Annotated in this window: 19 protein-coding genes; 3 read left to right on the top strand and 16 right to left on the bottom strand. The window is 55.5% G+C overall.

Annotated elements, in window-relative coordinates:
* The first annotated feature begins 28 nt into the window (after positions 1-28).
* Complete coding sequence (locus tag LT85_RS14250) at positions 29-844, top strand: outer membrane protein assembly factor BamD (protein ID WP_038489852.1); 816 nt, start codon at positions 29-31, stop codon at positions 842-844.
* Positions 845-906: 62 nt separating this feature from the next.
* Here LT85_RS14250 and LT85_RS14255 read toward each other — a convergent pair whose 3' ends face one another.
* The 4 genes from LT85_RS14255 to LT85_RS14270 all read right to left on the bottom strand — a co-directional run bounded on the left by LT85_RS14255 (position 907) and on the right by LT85_RS14270 (position 4530).
* A complete protein-coding gene (locus tag LT85_RS14255) occupies positions 907-1965 on the bottom strand; it encodes a glycosyltransferase family 4 protein (protein ID WP_038489855.1) in 1059 nt (352 codons plus the stop codon).
* The gene (locus LT85_RS14260; protein ID WP_038489858.1) at positions 1947-2837 is read right to left on the bottom strand and encodes a UDP-2,3-diacylglucosamine diphosphatase; all 891 of its coding nucleotides are present in this window, start codon (positions 2835-2837) and stop codon (positions 1947-1949) included. The genes LT85_RS14255 and LT85_RS14260 overlap by 19 nt, the downstream gene beginning before the upstream one ends.
* Positions 2834-3601, bottom strand: a complete 768-nt coding sequence (locus LT85_RS14265) for a GNAT family N-acetyltransferase (RefSeq protein ID WP_038489861.1) — start codon at positions 3599-3601, stop codon at positions 2834-2836. The genes LT85_RS14260 and LT85_RS14265 overlap by 4 nt, the downstream gene beginning before the upstream one ends.
* Before the next feature lie 401 nt (positions 3602-4002).
* Entirely contained in the window at positions 4003-4530 is a 528-nt protein-coding gene (locus LT85_RS14270) for a hypothetical protein (protein WP_038489864.1), read from the bottom strand.
* Between the two features lie 195 nt (positions 4531-4725).
* Here LT85_RS14270 and LT85_RS14275 point away from each other — a divergent pair, with 195 nt between their 5' ends.
* A complete protein-coding gene (locus LT85_RS14275) occupies positions 4726-5838 on the top strand; it encodes an ABC transporter substrate-binding protein (RefSeq protein WP_253273553.1) in 1113 nt (370 codons plus the stop codon).
* Between the two features lie 156 nt (positions 5839-5994).
* On the opposite strand, the gene LT85_RS14280 is transcribed toward LT85_RS14275, so the two are convergent.
* The 3 genes from LT85_RS14280 to LT85_RS14290 all read right to left on the bottom strand — a co-directional run bounded on the left by LT85_RS14280 (position 5995) and on the right by LT85_RS14290 (position 9972).
* On the bottom strand, positions 5995-7449 hold the full coding sequence (locus LT85_RS14280) for a Ppx/GppA phosphatase family protein (RefSeq protein ID WP_038489870.1): 1455 nt from the start codon (positions 7447-7449) through the stop codon (positions 5995-5997).
* Positions 7450-7629: 180 nt separating this feature from the next.
* Complete coding sequence (locus tag LT85_RS14285; protein WP_253273754.1) at positions 7630-9636, bottom strand: ATP-dependent DNA helicase; 2007 nt, start codon at positions 9634-9636, stop codon at positions 7630-7632.
* 135 nt (positions 9637-9771) lie between these two features.
* Positions 9772-9972 (bottom strand): YdcH family protein, encoded by a 201-nt coding sequence (locus tag LT85_RS14290; protein ID WP_038496252.1) that lies wholly within the window; start codon positions 9970-9972, stop codon positions 9772-9774.
* Positions 9973-10183: 211 nt separating this feature from the next.
* Between LT85_RS14290 and LT85_RS14295 the strand changes: the two genes are divergently transcribed.
* Positions 10184-10990 carry a PP2C family protein-serine/threonine phosphatase gene (locus tag LT85_RS14295; protein WP_038489873.1) on the top strand — a complete coding sequence of 269 codons (807 nt, stop codon included), beginning with the start codon at positions 10184-10186 and terminating at the stop codon, positions 10988-10990.
* A 46-nt stretch (positions 10991-11036) separates the two neighbouring features.
* Here LT85_RS14295 and LT85_RS14300 read toward each other — a convergent pair whose 3' ends face one another.
* The 9 genes from LT85_RS14300 to LT85_RS14340 form a co-directional block, all read right to left on the bottom strand.
* A complete protein-coding gene (locus tag LT85_RS14300) occupies positions 11037-11849 on the bottom strand; it encodes a hypothetical protein (protein WP_038489876.1) in 813 nt (270 codons plus the stop codon).
* 61 nt (positions 11850-11910) lie between these two features.
* Complete coding sequence (gene zapE, locus LT85_RS14305) at positions 11911-13008, bottom strand: cell division protein ZapE (RefSeq protein ID WP_038489878.1); 1098 nt, start codon at positions 13006-13008, stop codon at positions 11911-11913.
* 207 nt (positions 13009-13215) lie between these two features.
* Positions 13216-13644, bottom strand: coding sequence for a hypothetical protein (locus tag LT85_RS14310; protein WP_052135191.1), 429 nt, complete (start codon positions 13642-13644; stop codon positions 13216-13218).
* A 13-nt stretch (positions 13645-13657) separates the two neighbouring features.
* The gene (gene lpdA, locus LT85_RS14315; RefSeq protein ID WP_038489881.1) at positions 13658-15085 is read right to left on the bottom strand and encodes a dihydrolipoyl dehydrogenase; all 1428 of its coding nucleotides are present in this window, start codon (positions 15083-15085) and stop codon (positions 13658-13660) included.
* A 204-nt stretch (positions 15086-15289) separates the two neighbouring features.
* Entirely contained in the window at positions 15290-16555 is a 1266-nt protein-coding gene (gene odhB / locus LT85_RS14320) for a 2-oxoglutarate dehydrogenase complex dihydrolipoyllysine-residue succinyltransferase (protein WP_038489885.1), read from the bottom strand.
* Positions 16556-16612: 57 nt separating this feature from the next.
* Entirely contained in the window at positions 16613-19468 is a 2856-nt protein-coding gene (locus LT85_RS14325) for a 2-oxoglutarate dehydrogenase E1 component (RefSeq protein WP_038489888.1), read from the bottom strand.
* A 342-nt stretch (positions 19469-19810) separates the two neighbouring features.
* Positions 19811-21115 carry a citrate synthase gene (gene gltA, locus LT85_RS14330; RefSeq protein WP_038489891.1) on the bottom strand — a complete coding sequence of 435 codons (1305 nt, stop codon included), beginning with the start codon at positions 21113-21115 and terminating at the stop codon, positions 19811-19813.
* A 107-nt stretch (positions 21116-21222) separates the two neighbouring features.
* Complete coding sequence (locus LT85_RS14335; RefSeq protein ID WP_038489894.1) at positions 21223-21492, bottom strand: succinate dehydrogenase assembly factor 2; 270 nt, start codon at positions 21490-21492, stop codon at positions 21223-21225.
* 251 nt (positions 21493-21743) lie between these two features.
* Positions 21744-22457: a succinate dehydrogenase iron-sulfur subunit gene (locus LT85_RS14340; protein WP_038489897.1), complete on the bottom strand. Its 714-nt coding sequence runs from the start codon at positions 22455-22457 to the stop codon at positions 21744-21746.
* Positions 22458-22570: the final 113 nt, after the last annotated feature.

Genomic DNA, 22570 nt, shown 5'->3' on the forward strand with positions numbered 1-22570 from the left:
GTAAACATACGCAATCTTGCAAAAAACTATGCAAAAAAGACTCTTAAAACTAGCTGCTGCTGCATTCGTTATCTCCTTGTCCGCGTGTGGCTTGCTGCCAGACAAAGTCGATGAAACCGCAAACTGGTCCGCGCCCCGATTATACTCGGAGGCCAAGGACGAAATGAACAGCGGTGGCTACGATAAGGCAATTAAGTACTTTGAAAAGCTGGAATCGCGCTATCCGTTCGGCACTTACGCGCAACAAGCGCAGATGGACATTGCCTATGCTCACTATCGCCAAGGCGAGCAGCCTGAAGCGCTGGCAGCCATCGACCGCTTCATCAAACTGCACCCGAACCACCCTAACGTCGACTATATGTACTACCTGCGAGGCCTGGTCAACTTCAATGACAAAGTCAGTATTTTCGACTTCCTGTCCAGCGAAGACGCCACCGAACGCGACCCGAAAGCTGCACGCGATGCGTTCGATGCGTTCAAGCAAGTCGTGGTCCGCTTCCCTGACAGCACTTATGCACCCGACTCTCTGGACCGCATGAAGTACCTGGTGAATGCGCTGGCGCAGTACGACGTCCACGTTGCCAGCTACTACTATCGCCGCGGCGCTTACGTCGCAGCAGCCAATCGCGCCCAAAGCGCAATCCAGGAATATCGCGATGCGCCAGCGGTGGAAGAAGCGCTGCACATCATGGTGGAATCGTACGCCGCTCTCGGCATGACGCAATTGCATGACGATTCCGAACGCGTGCTGAAGAAGACCTACCCGAACAGTGTTTATGTCGGCGGCACTGGCACCAACAGCTCCAAGGTGGTGGCCAAAGAACATTGGTGGAAATTCTGGTAACAGCTTGGATAACTTTCCAGCCCAACAAAAAGCCCCGCATTGCTGCGGGGCTTTTTTTATGACTACAAGCCAGAAGCCGGTCGAGATTGACTGGTCAGCAACTTCTTTGGAATGGCCTTGGCACCCTTGATCTGATGCAGATGATGCTGAAACTGCTGGGTCGCCACCTCCCACGAATACTCCAGTGCATGCCGACGCACCTCCCGCCGGTCCAGGCTGAGCGCCAGCAGGCAGGCCGAGGTCAGGTCTTCATCCAGTATTCCCGAACGCCCGTGCGCGACCACATCCACCGGCCCTGCGACCGGATAGGCTGCAACCGGAACACCGCAGGCCATCGCTTCCACCATGACCAGACCGAAGGTATCGGTATGACTGGGGAATACCATGACGTCGGCGCAGTTGTAATACGAGGTCAACTCATGATGCGCCTTGGCACCCAGGAATTGCACTTGCGGATAGCGTAGCTGCAGTTCTTCGCGCAATGGACCATCGCCGATCACCCATTTAGTACCGGGCAAATCAACCTGTAGGAACGCTTCGATATTCTTTTCTACCGCAACGCGGCCAACATACAGGTACAAGGGGCGGACGATGCAAGCGTGATCTTCATCGACCGGCTTGAAGCGCTCGGTATCCACTCCCCGGCCCCACAGCACCAGACGGCGGAAGCCGCGCTGCTCCAGTTCTTTCATCACATGCTGCGTCGGCACCATGACGGCCTTGGACGGACCATGGAACCAGCGTAGCCAGCGATAAGTGATCGCCTTGGGAAGGATGTTGCGCGCACTCAGATATTCCGGAAAACGGGTGTGATAGGCCGTGGTAAAACCAATTCCCTGACGCAGGCAAAAGCGCCGCGCAGCCAGGCCCATCGGCCCTTCCGTCGAGATATGAATGCAATCCGGCGCAAACGCTTTCAAACTGGCGGCGACTTTAGCGTAAGGCTTTTGCGCCAGACGAATTTCAGGATAGGTAGGGCATGCAAAAGTCGGGCAATCGTCAGCACTAAGGAGCAAGACTTCGTGGCCATTATTGCGCAGGCAGGAGGTGGTGGCGCGCAGCGTGTTAACTACGCCGTTGATTTGTGATTGTCCGGCGTCCGTTACGATGGCAATTCGCATAATTCTCTAGTCTGTTTGCTGGAAGCTGCATTTTTTTGCTGCTTGCTCATTTGCATAATCTCCTGCCAGGTAACCAGGCGCAACTCGCCGCTGGCCTCTTCTACCAATGCAGACAGGCTTTCAACCCAGTCGCCATCGTTGCAATACGTGATGCCGTTGATGTCGCGGATTTCCGGCTTGTGGATGTGACCGCAGATGACGCCGTCGAGGCCTTTCTTTTGCGCCTCCGCCGCCAGCGCATCTTCAAATGAGGAGATGTAGTTGACAGCGTTCTTTACCTTGAGCTTCAGGTATTGCGACAAAGACCAGTAAGGCAAGCCTGCGCGTGCGCGCCAGCCATTGAACCACTGGTTGAACTTGAGGATGACGGTGTAAAGGCCGTCACCGACATAGGCCAGCCACTTGGCACAGGCGATCACGCCATCGAAACGATCGCCGTGCAGCACCAGCATACGCTTGCCGTTGGCGGTGGTATGTATCAATTCGTCGCGGATGCGGATACCACCGAAATCAAGATCGATGAACTGGCGCACCGCCTCGTCGTGGTTACCCGGCACAAAAATCACTTCAGTGCCCTTGCGCGCTTTTTTCAGGACTGTCTGCACCACGTTGTTGTGGATCTGGTCCCAGTACCAGCGGCGTTTCAGTTGCCAGCCGTCGATGATGTCACCCACCAGATACAAGGTATCCGATTCGGTGGCGCGCAAGAATTCCAGCAGACGAGCAGCCTGGCAGCCAGTGGTTCCCAAATGAACATCGGAAATCCAGATCGTGCGAAAGCGAACCGGCTCGCGCTTCGACGTGGGTCCGGCGCCAGGGTTCAAATTGGCACCGAACAAAGCTGCTTCCAGAAACTGTTCGCCTGGTTTCATGTCGCCCTCGATTCTTTCAGATAGTGACGTGCATAACGGCCGTCCAGTTTGGACAGGGGTAACAGCAAGAAAAAATCAGCTGAATGAAAGTCCGGATCCCAGGCTGGATCGCCGCAGACCCACGCCCCACTGCGCAGATAGCCCTTCAATAGCGGGGGCATTTGCGCCACATGGCCTGACTCGCGCTCATAGACAGGGAACGGCACATGCGGCGTCACGCGGTACTCTGCGGGAGAGAAACTGTTTTGATCCAGTGCGTGATACAAGGCGGCGGCGTTATGACCGCCATCGGCCAGGCTGACGCTGGCGCAGCCCATCAGGTAATCACACCGCTCGCGCCGCATGAATGCCGCCAGGCCGGCCCACAGCATCATGATGACGCTGCCGCTACGGTAATCAGGGTCGATGCAGGCACGCCCTGCTTCAGCAATGCTGCTGCGCAAATTGTCGAGTCGACTGAGGTCAAACTCCTGCTCGGAGTAATAACGCCCCATGCGCCGCGCCCCATGCGGGCTCATGACACGATACGTACCCACCACCTTCAGCGTCTTGGTATCACGTACGATCAGGTGATCGCAGTAAGAGTCAAATTCATCGCTGTCCAGGCCATCGGCATTGGCCAAAGCAGACAGGCCCATCGCCTCGATAAAAACTTTGTAGCGCAGGCGCTGCACTTCGCGCACCTCTTCCTGCGTACTGGCCAGACTAACCGTCAACTTGGCTTCACTTGAGTTCGCTGCGCCAGCATTAGTTAGGAGTTGCATTCATCGTCCTTTCAGATTGTGACGATGACAAGCCTAACTGCCGATTACTTCAAGAAAGTGACAAATTTATTTCGGTTTCATGACATTGCAACAGTGCCCAAAACACAATAATTGTTTACTTAGAGGCTGTTGCAAACATAGATGGCCAGGAAGGCGAAGCAGAGATTTCAGACGACACTGGCGCCTGCCAGTGGAACGGCCTCGGCTTGCAAGCAAGGGCACACCTTGCATAGGCAACAACGCCAAGTATGTTTGCAATTGCCTCTTAAAATACAGAAAGCACGGAAGACGCAGAAATAAACCTAGGAATATTTCCGCGCTTTCCGTGCTTTCCGTGGGCAGTTTTTGCCTGATATGCCGTAAAAACAACGACTTATAAAGCCTCACGCCATGCCCTGAGCTTATTTTTCTTTTTTCGGACGACCGGCCTTCACAGGCGGCAGACTAGCTACTGCCAGCTTCAGGTTTGCCAGGTCCAACTCACGGATCAGGGCAACGCCGACACGCAGCAATTCGCTCTTTTTCACTTCCAGGCCGGCCTTCAGGAAAGTCTTCTTGACGTCGGCCAGGACCTGATACTCATCGGCTGGCATGGTGAAACTGTCACGCACCAGCTTGGCCTTCTTGACCTTGCCCTTCGCGTCCGGCAAAGCCTTCAGGCTTGGAGCCGGCTTGACGGCGATCGGCTTGGTGGCGAGCAACGGCTTTGGAACCGGCTTCAACACTGGCTTGGCTGCCAGCTTAGGGGCCGCCTTCGGCGCAACCTTGGCCACTGCCTTCACTGCCGGCTTTACCGCGGCCTTAACTGCTGGCGCCGCCTTCGGGCTGGCTTTGACTGCAGGCCGCGCTACTGGCTTGGCTTTGACAGCTGCTCTGACGGCGACTACAGGTTTTTTAACTGCACGTTTAACAATTTTACTGGCAACCATTCAATTCTCCATTAATAAATCGTATAAATAATATATACAATTCTTTGAGCTTCAGCAAGAGCAGCTTCATTAACAATGTAATCAAGAGCTTCATTTTCAGGCCCGTCAACATGACAATTTCATCAAGCGGTCATATTAAACAAGGACACTGCGACTCCTCCGCCACACTATTTCCTTTTTTTGATGAACTTAAACTTGAAACGTATTTTGCGCAAGTACCTGACTGGTTTTGCGTTATGCCTGCCGTTGCTGGCGCATGCCGCTGGCGACGAGATCGTGGTCGGCCAGGCCATCGACCTGTCCGGTCCGAACGCCGATCTGGGTCGCGACTACGTAGCGGGAATAAAGACTTATTTTGACGTCCTGAATACAAAGGGAGGCATCAACGGCCGTCGCATCCAGTATCTGGTCCGCGACGATCATGGACAGGCCGATTTGTCAGTCAAAGCCGTTGCCGAACTGATTGGACAGGCTCACGTCTCTTATCTGTTCGGTGGCGTCAGCGACGAGGTCACCCGGGCGGTGCTGAATTCGGCCGATTTCAAGCGCAGCGGCCTGACTTTATACGGCCCGCTGGCCGGCGCCGATTACCAGAAAAACGACCGGGTTCTTTTCTGGCGTCCCAGCTACCAGCAAGAGATCCGCCATATATTTTCCCATTTCGACAAACTTGGCATCAAGGATATCGGCGTCGTTTACCAGGAATCGGCCGCCACCGCCGATGCGTATCAGCGCCTCCTGGAACAGATGAAGGAAACCGGCATCAAGCTCAGCGGCACCGTACACCTGACCAGCGACCAAAAACAGATCAGCCGAGAAACCGCAGCCCTGGCCGCTGCCAAGCCAGGATTTGTGATCATGGTTGCCGACACCGTGAGCGCAGGGGTATTTCTCAAGGAATTCCGGAGGCTGGCACCACAAACTTTTGTCGCAGGCTCTTCTCTCACCAACCTGACAACGCTGCGTGAACTGGCCGGCGGCAAAGCCGTCGAATGGACCGTATTTTCACAAGTGGTGCCGAATCCCGGCATCGGCAGCTCGCCAATCCAGCTGGAGCACCTGAACATGATGCGCAAATACCGCGATGAACCGGTATCGGCCTTGACGCTAGAAGGATTCGCAGCAGCCAAATCCTGGATCCGTCTGCTGCAACCAGGAAAGCGCATCGCCGGCCAGTCGGAATACACAATTCCCGGCGGCGGCTTTGATATCGGTGGCTATATGGTCGGCGAAACGGCCAACAGCAACCATCTCTCCAATTATGTCGACATTGCCTTGTTTAACAAGGCAAGCGGGCTGACCTATTAGAAACAGTCCCGAGGGTTTTCAGGTCAAAAAAGCTACTTCAAGTAAAGCACGAAATAAAGCTAATGAAATTTTCGTGCTTTTCCAGAATAGTATTTCTGTTTACAGTTTGAGTTAGCGTGGTCTGCGCAGAGCCAATATAGATAGGGGCTGCGCTCGTCAGGTGCGACGGATGGAAAACTCAACGCCGATCTCGCGCCACCAGTCCTGCTCTTTGGTCATCCAATACGTCGCCGTAGGATGGTCCTCGATCCAATCGCGCTTGATATCAAGCTCGATCTTGCTCTTCATTTTCAAGCGCAGTTCATCGAGATCGATTTCTATGCGTGAATGCAGGAACATGACGGCCAGGCGCAAGGCTAGCACCGCCTTGGAGAAATCCGGATCGAGCAAAGCATCGCTGATCTTGCGTAAGTTTCCCTTCTGACCAAGGATCAGCATGCTCATTGCACGCTGTTCGCGCGTGGTGAAGCCGGACAAGTCGGCATTTTCGATCAGGTAGGCGGCATGCTTGTGATAACCGCTTTGCGACACCACCAGCCCGACTTCATGCAACAAGGCGCTCCAATGCAGATACTGGCTGAGGCCATCGTTGGTCGGCTTGAGCATATCGAACAATGACGTTGCCGTTTCAGCAACCCGGCTGGCGCGTAACTGATCAACATGAAAACGCTGCGAGAAATCGTGCACCGACTGATCCCGACGATCCAGCCGGGTTCCGCGCAGCTGCAAATCCCACATGACCCCCATACGCAAACCGGCTTCGATCGGCTGAATCACTTCGATGCCCAGTTCTTGCATCAGGCCGATCAGCACCGCCAGGCCACCCACCATAACCGCAGCGCGATCCGGCTTCATGCCGAGCAGATCGATGCGGCTGACGTGGCCGAACTCGACAAAGCGCGCGCGCAAGGCTTCCATGCTGGTATAGGACAAACGATGATCGCCCAGATTGTTTTTTTCGATGGTTTCGGCAATCGCGCGGATGGTGCCGGAAGAACCGTAAGCGTGGCTCCAGTTCTGAGGCCGATACGGCGGCGCGGCGTCTTCGAAGTGACTGCGCGCGGAAAGTACCGCTGAGTCGTAGGCTTCGGCAGTAATCTGGCCATCGGAAAAAAATGCCAGGCTCTGGTTAACGGTGCCAATACCGAACGATTCCACCCGTTCAATCTGCTGGCCGCGGCCCAGGATCAGCTCGGTAGAGCCGCCGCCGATGTCCAGCACCAGTCGTTTTTCGTTGGGCAGGCGCAGCATGCTGGCAACACCCATGTAGATCAGGCGGCCCTCTTCTTCGCCCGAAATGATTTCAATCGGATAGCCGATCACCTGCTCGGCGATCGGCAGGAATTCAGCGGCATTCTTGGCCACGCGCAGCGTGTTGGTCGCCACCACGCGCACCGCTTCCAGCTGGTAGTCGGCCAGGATATTGCGAAAGCGCGCCAATGAATCCAGCGCTATCTGCATCGCCTGCTCGGTCAGATAACCCTTGCTATCGAGTCCGGCAGCCAGACGGATAGGGTCGCGCGCGCTCTTGATGACGCGAATCGCATCACCATTGTATTTGCCAATATGCAAACGAAAACTGTTGGACCCCAAATCCACTGCTGCAAACATTGCTTACCTTTATCCAAACGAACGTTCGACAAAAACCGGCACACTATCGCGCACCGCGCTTCCGAAATGCAAGCTGCGACAATAGAGACAGATTATTACATGCTGATGACAAGCCCGAGCGGCTTCGTCCAGCCCAGCTTAGCCGATCAGCCCTGATCGCGCCAGCATCGATAATGCCAGTTATTCCTTTACAGCGTCACCGCGCCAAAAAGCCTTTACCGCATCCAGCTCGCGGGTGCGCTTGAATGGCGGCAGACTCTGCCATATGCGGCGACCGTAACCCTTTGAAATCAGGCGCGGATCGCAAATCATCAGTACTCCGCGATCGCCCTCGTCACGGATCAGGCGGCCGGCGCCCTGCTTGAGGTTAATGATGGCCGCCGGCAATTGGTGATGCATGAAGCCGTTCATCCCCTTGGATTCGAGCGCTTCGATGCGCGCCGCCAGTACCGGATCGTCCGGTGGCGAAAACGGCAGCTTGTCGATAATGACCAGTGATAACGCTTCGCCACGCACATCGACACCTTCCCAGAAACTCTGGCTACCGATCAGCACTGCATTGCCGGCGGCACGGAAGCGGTCCAGCAATTCGGTACGCCCGGCTTCGCCCTGCACCATCAACGGGAAATCCAGATGACGTGCTTCAAATTCTGCCCGCAAGCGCTCCGCCGCACGGTTGACTGCACGGATGGTGGTGCACAGCAGGAAGGCGCGGCCACCCGAGGCTTCGATCACCGGCAACGCCGCATCAATCACAGCGTCGGTATAGTCGGGCGAATTGGGCTGAGGGAGATTCTGTGGCACATATAGCAGTCCCTGTTCGCCATAGTCGAAGGGACTAGGCCAGGATTGCGCCGGCTCGTCGCCCAGGCCCATTTGCGCCGCATAATGCTGGAAATCGTTCTTTACCGCCAGCGTTGCCGAGGTAAAGATCCATGAGCGCGCTACGCCTTCGCGCTGCTTGTTGAAAATCGGCGCGACCGACAATGGCGTCTGGTGCAGTTGCAGCGAAGATGAAAAAGCCTCGACCCACAAGACGCTGCCTTCACCCTCATCCGGAACTACCGCCTTGCCAGGCTTCTTGGCGGCGCTCGGAGCGCTGTTCCAGCCGTCCAGCTTGTAGCCGAGCTCTACCGCACGAGTACGGCACTGTTCAATGGTTTCAGCCCGTTCCGCCGATTTTTCCAGAACTGCAATCATACCGTGCAGCTGGGTGCGCAGATTTTCCAGCGCCGGAAAGAACGTGCTGGAGGCGGCAATCTGGTTCACCGCAAGGCGCACTACGTCTTGCGGGAATGTCAGACGCAGGTCGCGCGCGGCTTTTTCGACCGGCAGAACGACTTGTCCCCAGTCGGCGCCATCCCGTGCGTGCGACAAACCTTCCGCCAGCACGTCGCGGCACAGCTCCAGGATTTGCGAAGTAGAGACGGTATTACCAAAAAACAAAGTCGCCACTTCAGGCAGCTGGTGCGCTTCATCGAAAATGATGGTGTTGGCCGAGGGCAGCAATTCGGCGACGCCGGTATCCTTCAGCGCCACATCGGCAAAAAACAGATGATGGTTGACCACCACTACATCGGCTTGCTGCGCTTCTTTGCGCGCCTTCATGACGAAGCAATCCTGGTAGTACTGGCACTCGGCACCCATGCAGGTATCGCGGGTCGAGGTCACAAGATTCCAGATCGGCGCGGTTTCCGGCACCAACGACAATTCGGCCTTGTCGCCGGAAGAAGTGGTTTTCATGAAGCGCGATATCTCGCGCAAGTAACCAACATCCTCGCGTGACGTCATGCGGCCATTCTGGAGCGTACGCTCCAGATGGAAATGGCAAAGATAATTGGCGCGCCCCTTGAGCAGCGCAATCGAAACCGGCGCACTGAGCGCCTTGCGCACGGTCGGGATATCGCGCAGGAACAGCTGGTCCTGCAAGTTCTTGGTGCCGGTCGAGACGATCACCTTGCCACCCCATAGCAAAGCTGGCACCAGATAGGCGAAGGTCTTGCCGGTGCCGGTGCCGGCTTCGGCGATCAGGGTTCGTTGCTGGGCGATGGCATCGGCAATGGCTTTGGCCATTTCGGTCTGCGCCTGGCGCGGACGAAAGCCGCCCACCGCCTGTCCCAGCGGGCCGGAACTGGCGAACAAACGGTCAACGTCCGCATCGTGGACGCCGGGCGCCGGGAGATTGATTGCGGCGGCAACGGCGATTTCGGCGGCAAGGGGGGATGGATCTTCAGTCAAGGTAACTTACTTCATTAAAGCGGTGGCTGGGATACGGTCGTAATAAAGCGACTATATACATCGTATCAGCCTTGGGGTGAGCTTTCAGGCAGGGATGTCTGGAATTAATTGCATTCTTAATAGCGTGATCTGGTCTTTCAGTTGCAATTTACGCTTTTTCAGGCGACGCAACTGCAATTCCTCATGCAAAACCTGTTGTGTCATGGTATGAATGGCGGCATCGAGATCACGATGTTCGACTTCGAGTTCTATAATGCGGCGAAGGATTTCTTCTCGATCGATCATGGTCAGTTTCTGGCGTTGGAAAATGTTAACATGTGGAAACACCTTGAAAATCATTCCTGCGTATAATATTTCCCATCAACTTCTTGCTGTTTGCGTCCGGACAGTTAAGCAAGCGACGATTAGCGAAAATAAACGACCAGTTAGCGCCGGATCACAATCCGGCAAATCCGGAATTACCTAGAATAGGATGCAGTTTAATCTACCCAGACGAATGAGCCAATACAAGATCGAAGCCGGTACCGGCCAGCACATCGGTGACCGCCAGGAACAACAAGACCGTGCCGCATTATTTACCGCCCCCAAAGCACCGGGGTACATGATGGCAGTGCTAGCAGATGGCATGGGCGGCCGCAGCGGCGGCGCCTTGGCGGCCGAACAAGTAATTTGCACTGCCAAGCAGATATTCGAGGGCTTCTCGCCTTTGATCGACAATGTCGAAGCCATGTTGCACAACATCGCGCTGGAAACCCACACTGTCATCAAACTTAGCGGCTTCTCCAACGACAAGGATCCGCATACCACGATGGTGATCCTGGTGCTGTCGCCGGATGGCACTGCGACTTGGGGTCATGTCGGTGATTCGCGCCTGTACCGTTTCGACGGACCTAATTTTGCCGAGCACACCATCGATCACTCGTACGTTGAAAAACTGGTGGCTGAAGGCAAGCTGACACGTAACGAAGCGAAATCGCACAATTTGTCTAACATCTTGTTGAACGCGCTGGGCTCCAGCACCGATACGCCCAAGGTCAGCATCAGCCGCCATACCGGCCTCAAGGCCGGCGACGCCTTCCTGCTGTGCTCGGACGGTCTGTGGCATTACTTCACCGAAGATGAGCTGGGTGCAGCGATCGCCATGAACAAGCCGCGCGATGCAGCTGAAATGCTGATCAACAAAACGCGCAAGCGCGCCGAAGGACATGCTGCCGATAACTGCACGTTCGCCATCGTCAAACTGGTGGCGCTGCCGAAAGAAGCGCAAAACTACACAGTCAAGAAGATGCGCCGCGCGGTCTAAACCGCAATCGCCGTTAGCTCAGGCAGCGCTAAGCTAACGGCTTGGTTTATGGTTTTGGAACAGATGCGGGGGCAGCGGCAGGCGGTACAGCCGGCGTCGCTGGCGCGCTGGCTTCAGCCGCTTTCTTGTTGGCCAGATCCTTGGCCTTAGCGGCTTTATTTGCCGCTACTTCCTTCTGGCGCGCCGCCGAATCCTGCGCCTTTTTCTCAAATGCCGCCACGTTGGCTGCGCGTTGCGCGGTCTTGGCCGCCTCATCCTGCTGAGCCTTCAATACGCGTGCATTATGATCTGCGACGCGCTTATCGGCTTCACCCAGATGCTTACGCGTATTGGCTTCCACTTCCTTGTCTTTGGCCGCACCCTGCTTGACCTTATCGGCGTTGCTCAGCTCTTTTTCCTTTTGATCCTGCGCCTTCTGCGCGGCTTCGGCGGGATGCTGGGCATCTTGCACCGCCAGCGCCTTGTCGCGTTCATCGGCGCGATCCTTGCGCAAAAATGCATTGGCAGTGATATCTACCGGACGAATCGCCTTTAGTGCCAGGCGGCGCTGTTCCTTGGCGGCGTCAAGACAGTGATTGACGAAAAATTTGGCGTAGCAGACACGCCGCTGTTCCAAGTCACGCGCCGCCACTTCGGCCTTGGCGTCGGCTACGTCGTTCAAAGCCTTATTCGCCACATCCACGGAAGTAAGCGATTCAAGCGGGTAACGCGCCGTCAATTCAGCCGCCGGCTCGGCGACCGATTTGAGCGGGACGGCGTCAGCCGCCTGCGCACCGGCACACCAGGTCAACAACGCGGCGGTAATCGCCAGCGCCAGCGAACGTGGCCGGGGAGCCAAAATCAAAGAGGCAAATTCCACTAGTACCTATCCATTTCTATACATTATTTAGTCACTACTGCTCAGATAATGCCGCGCCGACTCAGACGATGGAATCGGCTTCGGAGCGCCGTTCGCTATCCATATATTCGCGCGACTGCATCTCCATGATACGCGACACGGTGCGGTGAAACTCATTTGCCAGCATACCCTGCGTGTAGAGCTGGTCCGGCGCCACAGCAGCTGACATGATCAGCTTGATCTTATGATCATAGAACACATCGATCAACCAGGTAAAGCGGCGCGCTTCAGACGACATTGCCGCCGACATCTGCGGGATACCGGACAATATCACCGTATGGAAGCGACTGGCAATTTCGAGGTAATCATTTTGTGAGCGCGGGCCGCCGCACAAGGTATTGAAATCAAACCAGATTACCCCGCCGGCACGTCGCAACGCCTTGATTTTACGCGCTTCGATGTCCACCATAGGATCTTCGTCGACAGTCTCGGCCACGCCCGCAAACGCGTGGCGCAAGGCGCGGTCGGTCTCAGCATTCAGCGGCGCATGGTAACTCTCCACCTGTTCCAACGCACGCTTACGGTAATCAATGCCGGCATCGATGTTCATGACGTCAAGATTATCTTGCAATAGTTTGATGGTCGGCAGCATACGGTCGCGGTGCAAACCGTCCGGATACAATGTGCTGGGCTCATAGTTCGAGGTCATGACGAACGACACGCCATTGTCGAACAAGGCTTTCAGCAGGTTGTAGAGAATCATGGCGTCAGCGATATCTGACACATGAAATTCGTCGAAGCAGATCAGGCGGTATTTCTTGGCAACCCGTTTGGCCACTTCATCGAGCGGATCGGCAACGCCTTTGAGCTCGTCCAGCTGTCGATGAACGGCTCGCATGAACTCATGGAAGTGCAAGCGGGTTTTACGCACCACCGGCACGACGGAATAGAAGCTGTCCATCAAAAAGGATTTGCCGCGCCCAACGCCACCCCACATGTAGACGCCGCGCGGCACGTCCGGCCGATGGATCAAACGTTTGAAGGAATTGGAACGCTGCGCCTTGTACTCCACCCACTCATCGTAAGAACGCTGCAGGCGGTCGACTGCGCGCCGTTGCGCATCGTCAGCCTGGAAACCGCGCTGCGTCAACGCCTGTTCGTAAAACTCTAGTACATTCATGGCATCTTCAATTCAAATTCAGTTCGAAAATTCGTGGAACGGATCAGCTAAGCGCTATCCGCCCCGTATTCCAAAGTTAGCCAAACATTAACAGAAAATTAATATTTGCAACCCTAGTTAAGGCAAATCGCCAGCAAAAATAAAAATGGGCGAGCTTTCGCTCACCCACCTCAATTCAAGCAACTTCGCAAGCAACACCCCTGGCGGCTATGATCGCCCCATTTCTACCAGCACGCGGCTCGGATAAGCTTTTTCCTTGCCGCCAAAGCTGAGTGGCAAATTGGCGCCGAGGCCGATGCCGGCAGCGCCTACGCCGCCACTGCCACCAGAGGCTCCAATCCCGACGCTAGGGGAATTCAAGCCAGGCGGCGCACGGTAAACCACTTCCGAGGTACGATAGCCTGGCTTGTCGCATACTACGTGCAAGTCACCATCTGCTGTCACGATCAACACGTCGCCCGGGGTCACCACATTCCAGCGGCTGCTGTCGGTTTTGACGACGCAGCGCGCACCTGACAGCTGCTGGCTGTCAGAAGTGGCCTCGATCAACACGTGACCGTTCTCCGACGCTACGGTGGCGCAACCGGATAATGCAACGCCTAACATCAGAGTCAGCGACGGCAACAGAACACGCATTTTTGCTTCTTTCTTAAAAGTTCAAAGACCGCTTGTCGACCGCCAGCGCTGCTTCCTTGGTCGCTTCCGACAAGGATGGGTGCGCATGGCAGATACGTGCGATGTCTTCCGCAGAAGCGCGAAATTCCATCGCGACCACAGCTTCGGAAATCAATTCCGACGCCATTGGACCAACAATATGGACGCCCAGGATCTCGTCAGTCTTGGCATCCGCCAAGAATTTGACCATACCCGAAGTATCGCCCAAAGCACGCGCCCGGCCATTTGCCAGGAACGGGAAGGTGCCAGCCTTGTATGCTACTCCATCTGCCTTCAGTTGTTGTTCTGTCTTTCCAACCCAGGCGATTTCCGGCGATGTATAGATCACCCAAGGAATGGTATTGAAATTGACGTGACCATGCTGTCCGGCAATACGCTCGGCAACCGCAACGCCTTCTTCCTCAGCCTTGTGCGCCAGCATCGGCCCGCGCACCACATCGCCCACGGCCCAAACGTTTGGCAAATTGGTCTTGCAGTTGTCGTCGACGGCGATGAAACCACGCTCGTCCAGCTTCAAGCCAACTGCATCGCCATTCAGGCCGATCGTGTTCGGCGTACGGCCGATCGAAATGATCAGTTTGTCGTAGACGGCTTTTTGCGCTGCGCCTGTGGCGTCGACATACTCAACCGTAACGTCGTTCTTGCCAGCCGTGATAGCACCGATCTTGACGCCCAGACTGACTTTCAGACCTTGCTTGGTGAACAGCTTGCCGGCTTCCTTGGCAATTTGCTCATCGACTGCACCGAGGAAAGTCGGCAATGCTTCCAGCACGCTGACGTCAGAACCCAGGCGACGCCAGACGCTACCCATTTCGAGGCCGATGACGCCGGCGCCGATAACACCCAGTTTAGCCGGAACCGCATCAATTGCCAGCGCGCCGGCATTCGACAGGATCAGTTTTTCGTCAAACGGTGCGCCAGGTAGTTCGCGGGCATTGGAGCCGGTTGCCAGCACGACGTGCTTTGCGGAAATAGTTTCTTCGGTGGCACCTGCAACCTTGATCTCATAACCGCCGGCATCGCCCTTGACGAAAGAACCGCGGCCGTGGAAAAAGGTGACTTTGTTCTTCTTGAACAGGTACAGGATACCTTCGTTATTCTGCTTGACCACGCCATCCTTGCGCGCCAGCATCTGGCCCAGATTCAGCTCCAGGCCCTTGACATTGATGCCGTGCTCGGCGAAAGCATGGCCGGCATGTTCGAAATGCTCGGACGATTGCAGCAGTGCCTTGGAAGGAATACAACCGACGTTGGTGCAAGTGCCGCCCGGTGCAGGACCGTTCTTGGCATTTTTCCATTCATCGATACATGCTGTACTGAAACCCAGTTGTGCAGCGCGAATTGCTGCAATATAACCGCCGGGACCGCCACCGATTACAACGACATCAAATTGTTTGCTCATTTTCCATCCTTCGAGTTATTGCCATGTCAGTTCATTATCTGTTTTGCCTGCGTACATCGGAAAATCCTGTGCGGCGCGGACAAACAATGACGACAAGGCTCTCATCATTTACCTATCCACCTAAACGACGCGCCCTGCCCTGTTTTTTGCACCGCTGAATGGGCAGAAAACAGAATCAGGGCGCGCGTCTGGCGGGTTTAAAGCTTACAGGTCCAGCAACAGGCGGGCAGGATCTTCCAGCGCTTCTTTCATGGCAACCAGCGCCAGCACTGCTTCACGACCGTCGATGATACGGTGATCGTAAGACATTGCCAGGTAGTTCATCGGACGCACCACGATCTGGCCGTTTTCGACCACAGCACGGTCCTTGGTCGCATGCACGCCCAGGATCGCCGATTGTGGCGGGTTGATGATCGGGGTCGACAACATCGAACCGAAAGTACCACCGTTGGAAATCGAGAAAGTACCGCCGGTCAGGTCGTCCAGGGTCAGCTTGCCGTCCTTGGCCTTGGCGCCGAATTCGCCGATTTTCTTTTCGATGTCGGCAATCGACATCTGGTCGGCGTCACGCAACACCGGCACTACCAGGCCGCGTGGTGAACCGACCGCGATACCGATATCGAAATAGCCGTGGTACACGATGTCGTTGCCATCTACCGAAGCATTGACGATCGGGTATTTCTTCAATGCAGCAACCGCCGCCTTGACGAAGAACGACATGAAGCCCAGCTTGACGCCATGCTCTTTTTCGAACTTGTCTTTGTACTTGGTACGCAGATCCATGACTGGCTGCATGTTGACTTCATTGAATGTCGTCAAGATGGCGTTAGTCGATTGCGATTGCACCAGGCGCTCGGCGATACGGGCGCGCAGACGGCTCATCGGCACACGCTCTTCCGGACGATCGTCCAGGTTAGCCTTGGTCGGCGCTGCAACTTGTTGCAGGAGCGCCTTGGCTGGCGCTGCGGCCAGAGGTGCAGGCGCAGGAGCCGCAGCCTTGTTGGCTACCGCGCCGAGGACGTCACCCTTGGTGACGCGGCCATCTTTGCCGCTGCCGTCGATTTGCGCCGCCGACATGTTGTTTTCGGCCAGCAGTTTTGCTGCGGCTGGCATGGCGATGCCGGCTGCAGATTTCGATTGCAATTCAGGCGCTGCAACCGGAGTTGGCGCGTGGCCGGCTTGCGGCACTGGCACCGCAGCTACTTCCATCGGGCTGACCTTGGCCGAAGCGTCGGTATCGATGATTGCGATGATTTGATCGGCTACCACGGTGCTGCCATCAGGTTGAATCAATTGAACGATCACGCCGTCAGCTGGCGCAGGTAATTCGAGTACAACTTTATCTGTTTCGATGTCGATCAGGTTTTCGTCGCGCTTGACTACATCGCCAATTTTCTTATGCCATGTCAACAAAGTCGCTTCAGCGACGGATTCCGACAATTGCGGAACTTTTACTTCAAGAAGTGCCATTTAATTCTCCGTAAGATGGTGCGGCAGGCAGGCCATCCAGGCCTGCCCGGTCGTCAATTATTTGGTAAGAACAAAACCTTTGAGCTTGGAAAATGCCGTATCCAGCAATGCTTTTTGCTGCGCATAGTGCTTGTCGTAGTAACCGACCGCTGGCGACGCGCTGGCTGGACGGCCTGCATACGCAAGCTTTTGACCATCTTCCAGGTTTTCAAAAATATTGTGCTGGATCTGCAACCACGCGCCCTGGTTTTGCGGCTCATCCTGAGCCCATACCAGCTCGTTGAAGTGCGGGAACTGCTTCAACTCGGCAGCGAATGCCTTGTGCGGGAACGGATACAGTTGTTCCAGGCGGATAATTGCGACATCGGTCTGACCACGCTCTTTACGTGCATTGACCAGATCGTAGTAAACCTTGCCCGAGCAAGCGACGATGCGCTTGACCTTCTTAGGGTCGATCTTGTCATCGACTTCGCCGATCACGGTCTGGAAGCTGCCCTTGCTGAAATCAGACAACGGCGAACCGGCGTCCTTGTTACGCAACAGCGACTTCGGCGTCATGATCACCAGCGGCTTGCGGAACAGGCGGATCATCTGGCGGCGCAGCAGATGGAAAATCTGCGCTGCGGTAGTCGGCTGCACCACTTGCATGTTGTTGTCTGCGCACAGTTGCAAATAACGTTCCAGGCGGGCCGACGAGTGTTCCGGGCCTTGGCCTTCGTAACCGTGCGGCAGCATCATGACCAGGCCAGAAGCACGGCCCCACTTCACTTCGCCGGAGCTGATGAACTGGTCGATCACGACTTGCGCGCCGTTGGCGAAGTCGCCGAATTGCGCTTCCCAGATAGTCAGCGTGTTTGGTTCTGCTGTGGAATAACCGTATTCGAAACCGAGCACAGCTTCTTCCGACAGTACCGAATCGATGACCTTGAACGGCGCTTGCTGTTCGGAGATATTTTGCAGAGGAATATAGCTGCCTGCATCCCAACGCTCACGGTTTTGGTCATGCAATACCGCGTGACGGTGAACGAAGGTGCCGCGGCCTGCATCCTGGCCGGTCAGACGGATTGCATAACCGGAAGATACCAGCGACGCGTAGGCCAGATGCTCGCCCATACCCCAGTCGAGGTTGAGTTCGCCACGGCCCATTGCTGCGCGGTCGTTCAGTACTTTTTCAACCAGTGCGTGGACCTTGAAATTTTCCGGCACGGTTGTGATACGGCCGGCCAGGCGCTTCAGCTCAGTCACAGGCACCGATGTATCAGCGGCGTCAGTCCATTTGCGGTTCAGGAATGGCAGCCAGTCGACGGCATATTTACTCTTGAAGTTGGAGATGACAGGATCAACAGTGTGCTTGCCAGCGTCCATCGCATCGCGAAAAGCCTTGACCATCGCGTCGCCTTCGTCAGTTGCAATGGCGCCTTGGGCAGCCAGCTTGTCCGCGTACAGCTTGCGGGTGCCTGGATGCTGGCCGATTTTCTTGTACATCAGCGGCTGCGTCAGCGCTGGCGTATCTTGTTCGTTGTGGCCCAGCTTGCGGAAACAGATGATATCGACCACGATATCCTTCTTGAATTCCATGCGGTAATCGAGTGCGATCTGGGTAGCGTACACCACCGCTTCCGGATCATCGCCGTTGACGTGCAGAACCGGTGCTTCGATCATCTTGACGACGTCCGAGCAGTACAGGGTCGAACGGGAATCGCGCGGATCGGAAGTGGTGAAGCCGATCTGGTTGTTGATCACGATATGCACGGTACCGCCTGTGCCGTAACCACGCGTTTGCGCCAGATTCAGGGTTTCCATCACAACGCCCTGGCCAGCGAAAGCCGCATCGCCGTGCACCAGGATCGGCAGCACTTGCGAACCGTCGGTATCGCCGCGGCGTTCCATACGGGCCTTGACCGAACCCTCAACTACCGGGTTGACGATTTCCAGATGTGACGGGTTGAACGCCAGCGACAGATGCACCGGACCGCCTGGGCTAGTGATGTCTGAAGAGAAGCCTTGATGGTACTTGACGTCGCCGGCTGGCAGGTCGTCGGCATGCTTGCCTTCGAATTCTGCGAACAGCTCTTGCGGCATCTTGCCCAGGGTGTTGACCAGCACGTTCAGGCGGCCGCGGTGGGCCATGCCGATAACGATTTCCTGGACACCCTTTTCACCGGCGCGCTGGATGGTTTCATCCAGGGAGACGATGAAGCTTTCGCCACCTTCCAGGGAGAAACGCTTCTGGCCGACATAACGGGTATGCAGGTAGCGCTCCAGGCCTTCAGCCGCGGTCAGGCGGTCAAGGATGTGTTTCTTCTTTTCTGCGGTGAATACCGGCGCCGAGCGAGTAGACTCCAGGCGCTCTTGCATCCAACGCTTTTCGGTCGGATCGCTGATGTACATGTATTCAGTACCGATCGAACGGCAATATGTCTCGCGCAGTGCATTGAGCAGATCGCGCAAGGTTGCAGTTTCCGGACCGAAGTAGGTGTTGCTGATGTTGAACACGATGTCCATGTCGGCATCGGTGAAACCGTAGAAGCTTGGTTCCAGTTCCGGCAGTGCGGAACGTTCCTGGCGTTGCAGCGGGTCCAGATTGGCCCAGCGGGAGCCAAGGTAACGATAGGCAGCAATTAATTGCGTTGCAGCAACGCGCTTGAAACCCATTTCAGCATCGGCTGAAGCGGAGATAGTACGGATTGGACCTTGCTTGGCGCGCTCGGCGAATGAGGCGATGACGGAAGCGTGGCCTACGTCAGGCTTGTCTGAGCCGTCGACGGCAGGTACGTGTTGCATGGCGTCAAAATATGCGCGCCAGTTATCGGCAACTGAACCGGGATTGTCGAGGTATGACTCGTACAGCTCTTCAATGTACGGTGCATTACCTCCGAAGAGATATGAATTAGAGCGGTATTGTTGCATCATCTTGCTCACCTTTCTTCGCGTTTCGCGAGATTAGCGGGTTAACATAACCTTCCGCGACACGGCCTGACCGGTTAGCGGATTGCACATCAAGTTGTGGGGAAGGGCTCTATTACAGTGTTCTTTTAACTACTATTCAATTCGGGTACAACATTTTGGCACTACTCGCCTGCCCTTCAAAACACGCTCACCACATGTTTCTACTACGCTGCAGCCTGATAAATCGGCACAGGACAAGAGCATAGCATAACCCGCAGAAATGCAAACAGCGAATCCGAGGATTCGCTGTTTATGTGTTGCTATTCCATACTCACGCTGATTGACTCAGTGCTGACTCAGTACAAATTAACCGCGTTTATCCATCGGCGGCACGTCACGCGCTGGCGAACCAACAAACAACTGACGTGGACGGCCGATTTTTTGCTCTGGATCGGAAATCATTTCGTTCCATTGCGCGATCCAGCCGACGGTACGCGCCATCGCGAAGATACCGGTGAACAGCGACGTTGGAATACCCAGCGCCGATTGCACGATGCCGGAGTAGAAGTCGACGTTCGGATACAGCTTGCGGGAAACGAAGTATTCGTCTTCCAGCGCCACTTTTTCCAGCGCCATCGCCAGCTTGAACAACGGATCGTCGTGCAGGCCCAGCTCGTTCAGCACTTCGTAGCATGTTTCACGCATCAGCTTGGCGCGCGGGTCAAAGTTTTTGTAGACGCGATGACCGAAGCCCATCAGCTTGACGCCGGAATTCTTGTCCTTCACCTTAGCAATGAATTCAGGAATATTGTCGACCGAACCAATTTCCTTCAGCATGTTGAGTGCCGCTTCGTTGGCGCCGCCGTGTGCGGGGCCCCACAAGCAAGCGATACCGGCAGCAATACAGGCAAACGGATTGGCGCCGCTGGAACCTGCCAGGCGCACGGTCGACGTCGACGCATTTTGCTCGTGATCCGCATGCAAAGTCAGGATACGGTCCAGTGCGCGCACCAGCACGTCGTTGACCTTGTATTCTTCGCACGGGGTCGAGAACATCATGTGCATGAAGTTCGCGCTGTACGACAGATTATTGCGTGGGTAGACGAAAGGCTGGCCGACGTTGTACTTGTAGGCCATTGCCACCAGTGTCGGCAGCTTGGCGATCAGGCGGATCGCCGACACTTCGCGGTGATGCGGATCAGTGATGTCCAGCGAGTCGTGGTAGAACGACGACAAGGCGCCGACTGTGCCGACCAGTACGGCCATCGGATGCGCGTCGCGGCGGAAACCACGGAAGAAAAATTGCATCTGCTCGTGCACCATGGTGTGCTGGGTCACGGTAGCGTCGAAGGCTGCTTTTTGCTTGGCTGTCGGCAGTTCTCCGTTCAGCAGCAGGTAGCAGGTATCCAGGAAATCGCAATTGACAGCCAGTTGCTCGATCGGGTAGCCGCGATATTGCAACTCACCTTTGTCGCCATCGATGTACGTGATCGACGAATTACAGGCCGCCGTGGACATGAAGCCTGGATCATAGGTGAACTTGCCGGTAGCGCCGTACAGCTTGCGGATATCGATGACTTCAGGGCCGACGGTGCCCTTGTAAATAGGAAATTCTACGGATGGGCTGCCATCGGAGAACGATAGCGTGGCTTTAGTATCAGCATTGGTCATGGCACTTCCCTCACAAAAAATTACTCTAAATCAAAAAACAAAAACGCGCTTGCAGGCGACTCAACATCCGCGGCGACCGCATCACTGCGACCAAGGCCAAGCGAGCTTCAAGCCACGCGTATTCTAGCTAACAGGGCATGCACTTGCGGCAGATCCAGCAATCCGTCCGGTTCTTTACGGACCAGTAGCAAATCCATTAGTTCATTGTCGGACAGCTCCATCAAGCGCGAAAAAGCGTCGACATCATCGTCCGTCATGGTGACTTCATTGGCGTCCAGGAAACGGGTCAGTATCAAATCGTTTTCAAGCAAACCGCGCCGCGCACGCCAACGCAGTCGGGCTCGGTTGGCTGGATCGGCTTGATGGATGATAGACATGAAAACCACTTATTCTATTTGAAATCGCCGTCCGACGACGTCGACGAACAGCTCTAAAACCACTACAAAAAAAAAGGGGGAAGAACAAAAACAGCCCCACCCTTCTCAGGTCTACCGGAAGCTCTAAGATCCGTAGCCTCAGCTGCGCTGACCTAGCCCAAGGTCTGGCCGAGAAGCGCAGCTGTACGAATGTACAGCGAGCATCACAGGCCAGAGATTGAGCCGCGCAGTAGGGTATTAGAGCTACCCTTTTATACAGCGCGACGGACCATTAGCTCTTTGATCTTGCCGATAGCCGCGTTCGGGTTCAACCCCTTAGGGCAGACATCGACGCAATTCATGATCGAACGGCAGCGGAACAGGCGATACGGATCTTCCAGATTGTCCAGGCGCGCGCCGGTAGCTTCGTCGCGGCTATCTGCGATGAAGCGGTAGGCTTGCAGTAAACCGGCCGGGCCGACAAACTTGTCCGGATTCCACCAGAACGACGGGCAGGAAGTCGAGCAGCATGCGCACAAGATGCATTCGTACAAACCATCCAGCTCTTCGCGTTGTTCCGGCGATTGCAGCCGCTCTTTTTCCGGCGGGATGTTGTCGTTGATCAGGAACGGCTTGATCGACTCATATTGTTTGAAGAACTGGGTCATGTCGACGATCAGGTCGCGAATCACCGGCAAGCCTGGCAACGGCTTGAGGATAATAGGCTCGCTCAACTCGTTCAGGTTGGTGGTGCACGCCAGGCCGTTCTTGCCGTTGATGTTCATTGCGTCGGAACCGCACACACCTTCGCGGCATGAACGGCGCAGCGCCAGCGAATCATCCACATCGGCCTTGATACGCTGCAAAGCATCCAGCAACATCTTGTCGGTTGGCAGCAGTTCGACCGTCAGGTCCTGCATATAAGGCTTGGCATCCTTATCGGGATCGTAACGGTAAATTTTGAATTTCAAAGTACGTGATGACATGGCTATACCTTTTAGTTGGGCGTTGGATCAGAGTCGCTTGGCGGTTCTACCTGCCCTCGAATCCTCTCCTACAAATACTTTTCTTTACAACTTTCGCACCGTCTAGTCAGTTG

Origin of the sequence: Collimonas arenae (genome assembly GCF_000786695.1) — a bacterium.
GTDB classification, from domain to species: Bacteria; Pseudomonadota; Gammaproteobacteria; order Burkholderiales; family Burkholderiaceae_D; genus Collimonas; species Collimonas arenae_A.

Excerpts from the sequence above, each read along its gene's own strand:
- LT85_RS14250 (WP_038489852.1), top strand. The coding sequence starts at position 29 with ATGCAAAAAAGACTCTTAAAACTAGCTGCTGCTGCATTCGTTATCTCC.
- LT85_RS14255 (WP_038489855.1), bottom strand. The coding sequence starts at position 1,965 with ATGCGAATTGCCATCGTAACGGACGCCGGACAATCACAAATCAACGGC.
- LT85_RS14260 (WP_038489858.1), bottom strand. The coding sequence starts at position 2,837 with ATGAAACCAGGCGAACAGTTTCTGGAAGCAGCTTTGTTCGGTGCCAAT.
- LT85_RS14265 (WP_038489861.1), bottom strand. The coding sequence starts at position 3,601 with ATGCAACTCCTAACTAATGCTGGCGCAGCGAACTCAAGTGAAGCCAAG.
- LT85_RS14270 (WP_038489864.1), bottom strand. The coding sequence starts at position 4,530 with ATGGTTGCCAGTAAAATTGTTAAACGTGCAGTTAAAAAACCTGTAGTC.
- LT85_RS14280 (WP_038489870.1), bottom strand. The coding sequence starts at position 7,449 with ATGTTTGCAGCAGTGGATTTGGGGTCCAACAGTTTTCGTTTGCATATT.
- LT85_RS14290 (WP_038496252.1), bottom strand. The coding sequence starts at position 9,972 with ATGATCGATCGAGAAGAAATCCTTCGCCGCATTATAGAACTCGAAGTC.
- LT85_RS14295 (WP_038489873.1), top strand. The coding sequence starts at position 10,184 with ATGAGCCAATACAAGATCGAAGCCGGTACCGGCCAGCACATCGGTGAC.
- zapE (WP_038489878.1), bottom strand. The coding sequence starts at position 13,008 with ATGAATGTACTAGAGTTTTACGAACAGGCGTTGACGCAGCGCGGTTTC.
- LT85_RS14310 (WP_052135191.1), bottom strand. The coding sequence starts at position 13,644 with ATGCGTGTTCTGTTGCCGTCGCTGACTCTGATGTTAGGCGTTGCATTA.
- lpdA (WP_038489881.1), bottom strand. The coding sequence starts at position 15,085 with ATGAGCAAACAATTTGATGTCGTTGTAATCGGTGGCGGTCCCGGCGGT.
- odhB (WP_038489885.1), bottom strand. The coding sequence starts at position 16,555 with ATGGCACTTCTTGAAGTAAAAGTTCCGCAATTGTCGGAATCCGTCGCT.
- LT85_RS14325 (WP_038489888.1), bottom strand. The coding sequence starts at position 19,468 with ATGATGCAACAATACCGCTCTAATTCATATCTCTTCGGAGGTAATGCA.
- gltA (WP_038489891.1), bottom strand. The coding sequence starts at position 21,115 with ATGACCAATGCTGATACTAAAGCCACGCTATCGTTCTCCGATGGCAGC.
- LT85_RS14335 (WP_038489894.1), bottom strand. The coding sequence starts at position 21,492 with ATGTCTATCATCCATCAAGCCGATCCAGCCAACCGAGCCCGACTGCGT.
- LT85_RS14340 (WP_038489897.1), bottom strand. The coding sequence starts at position 22,457 with ATGTCATCACGTACTTTGAAATTCAAAATTTACCGTTACGATCCCGAT.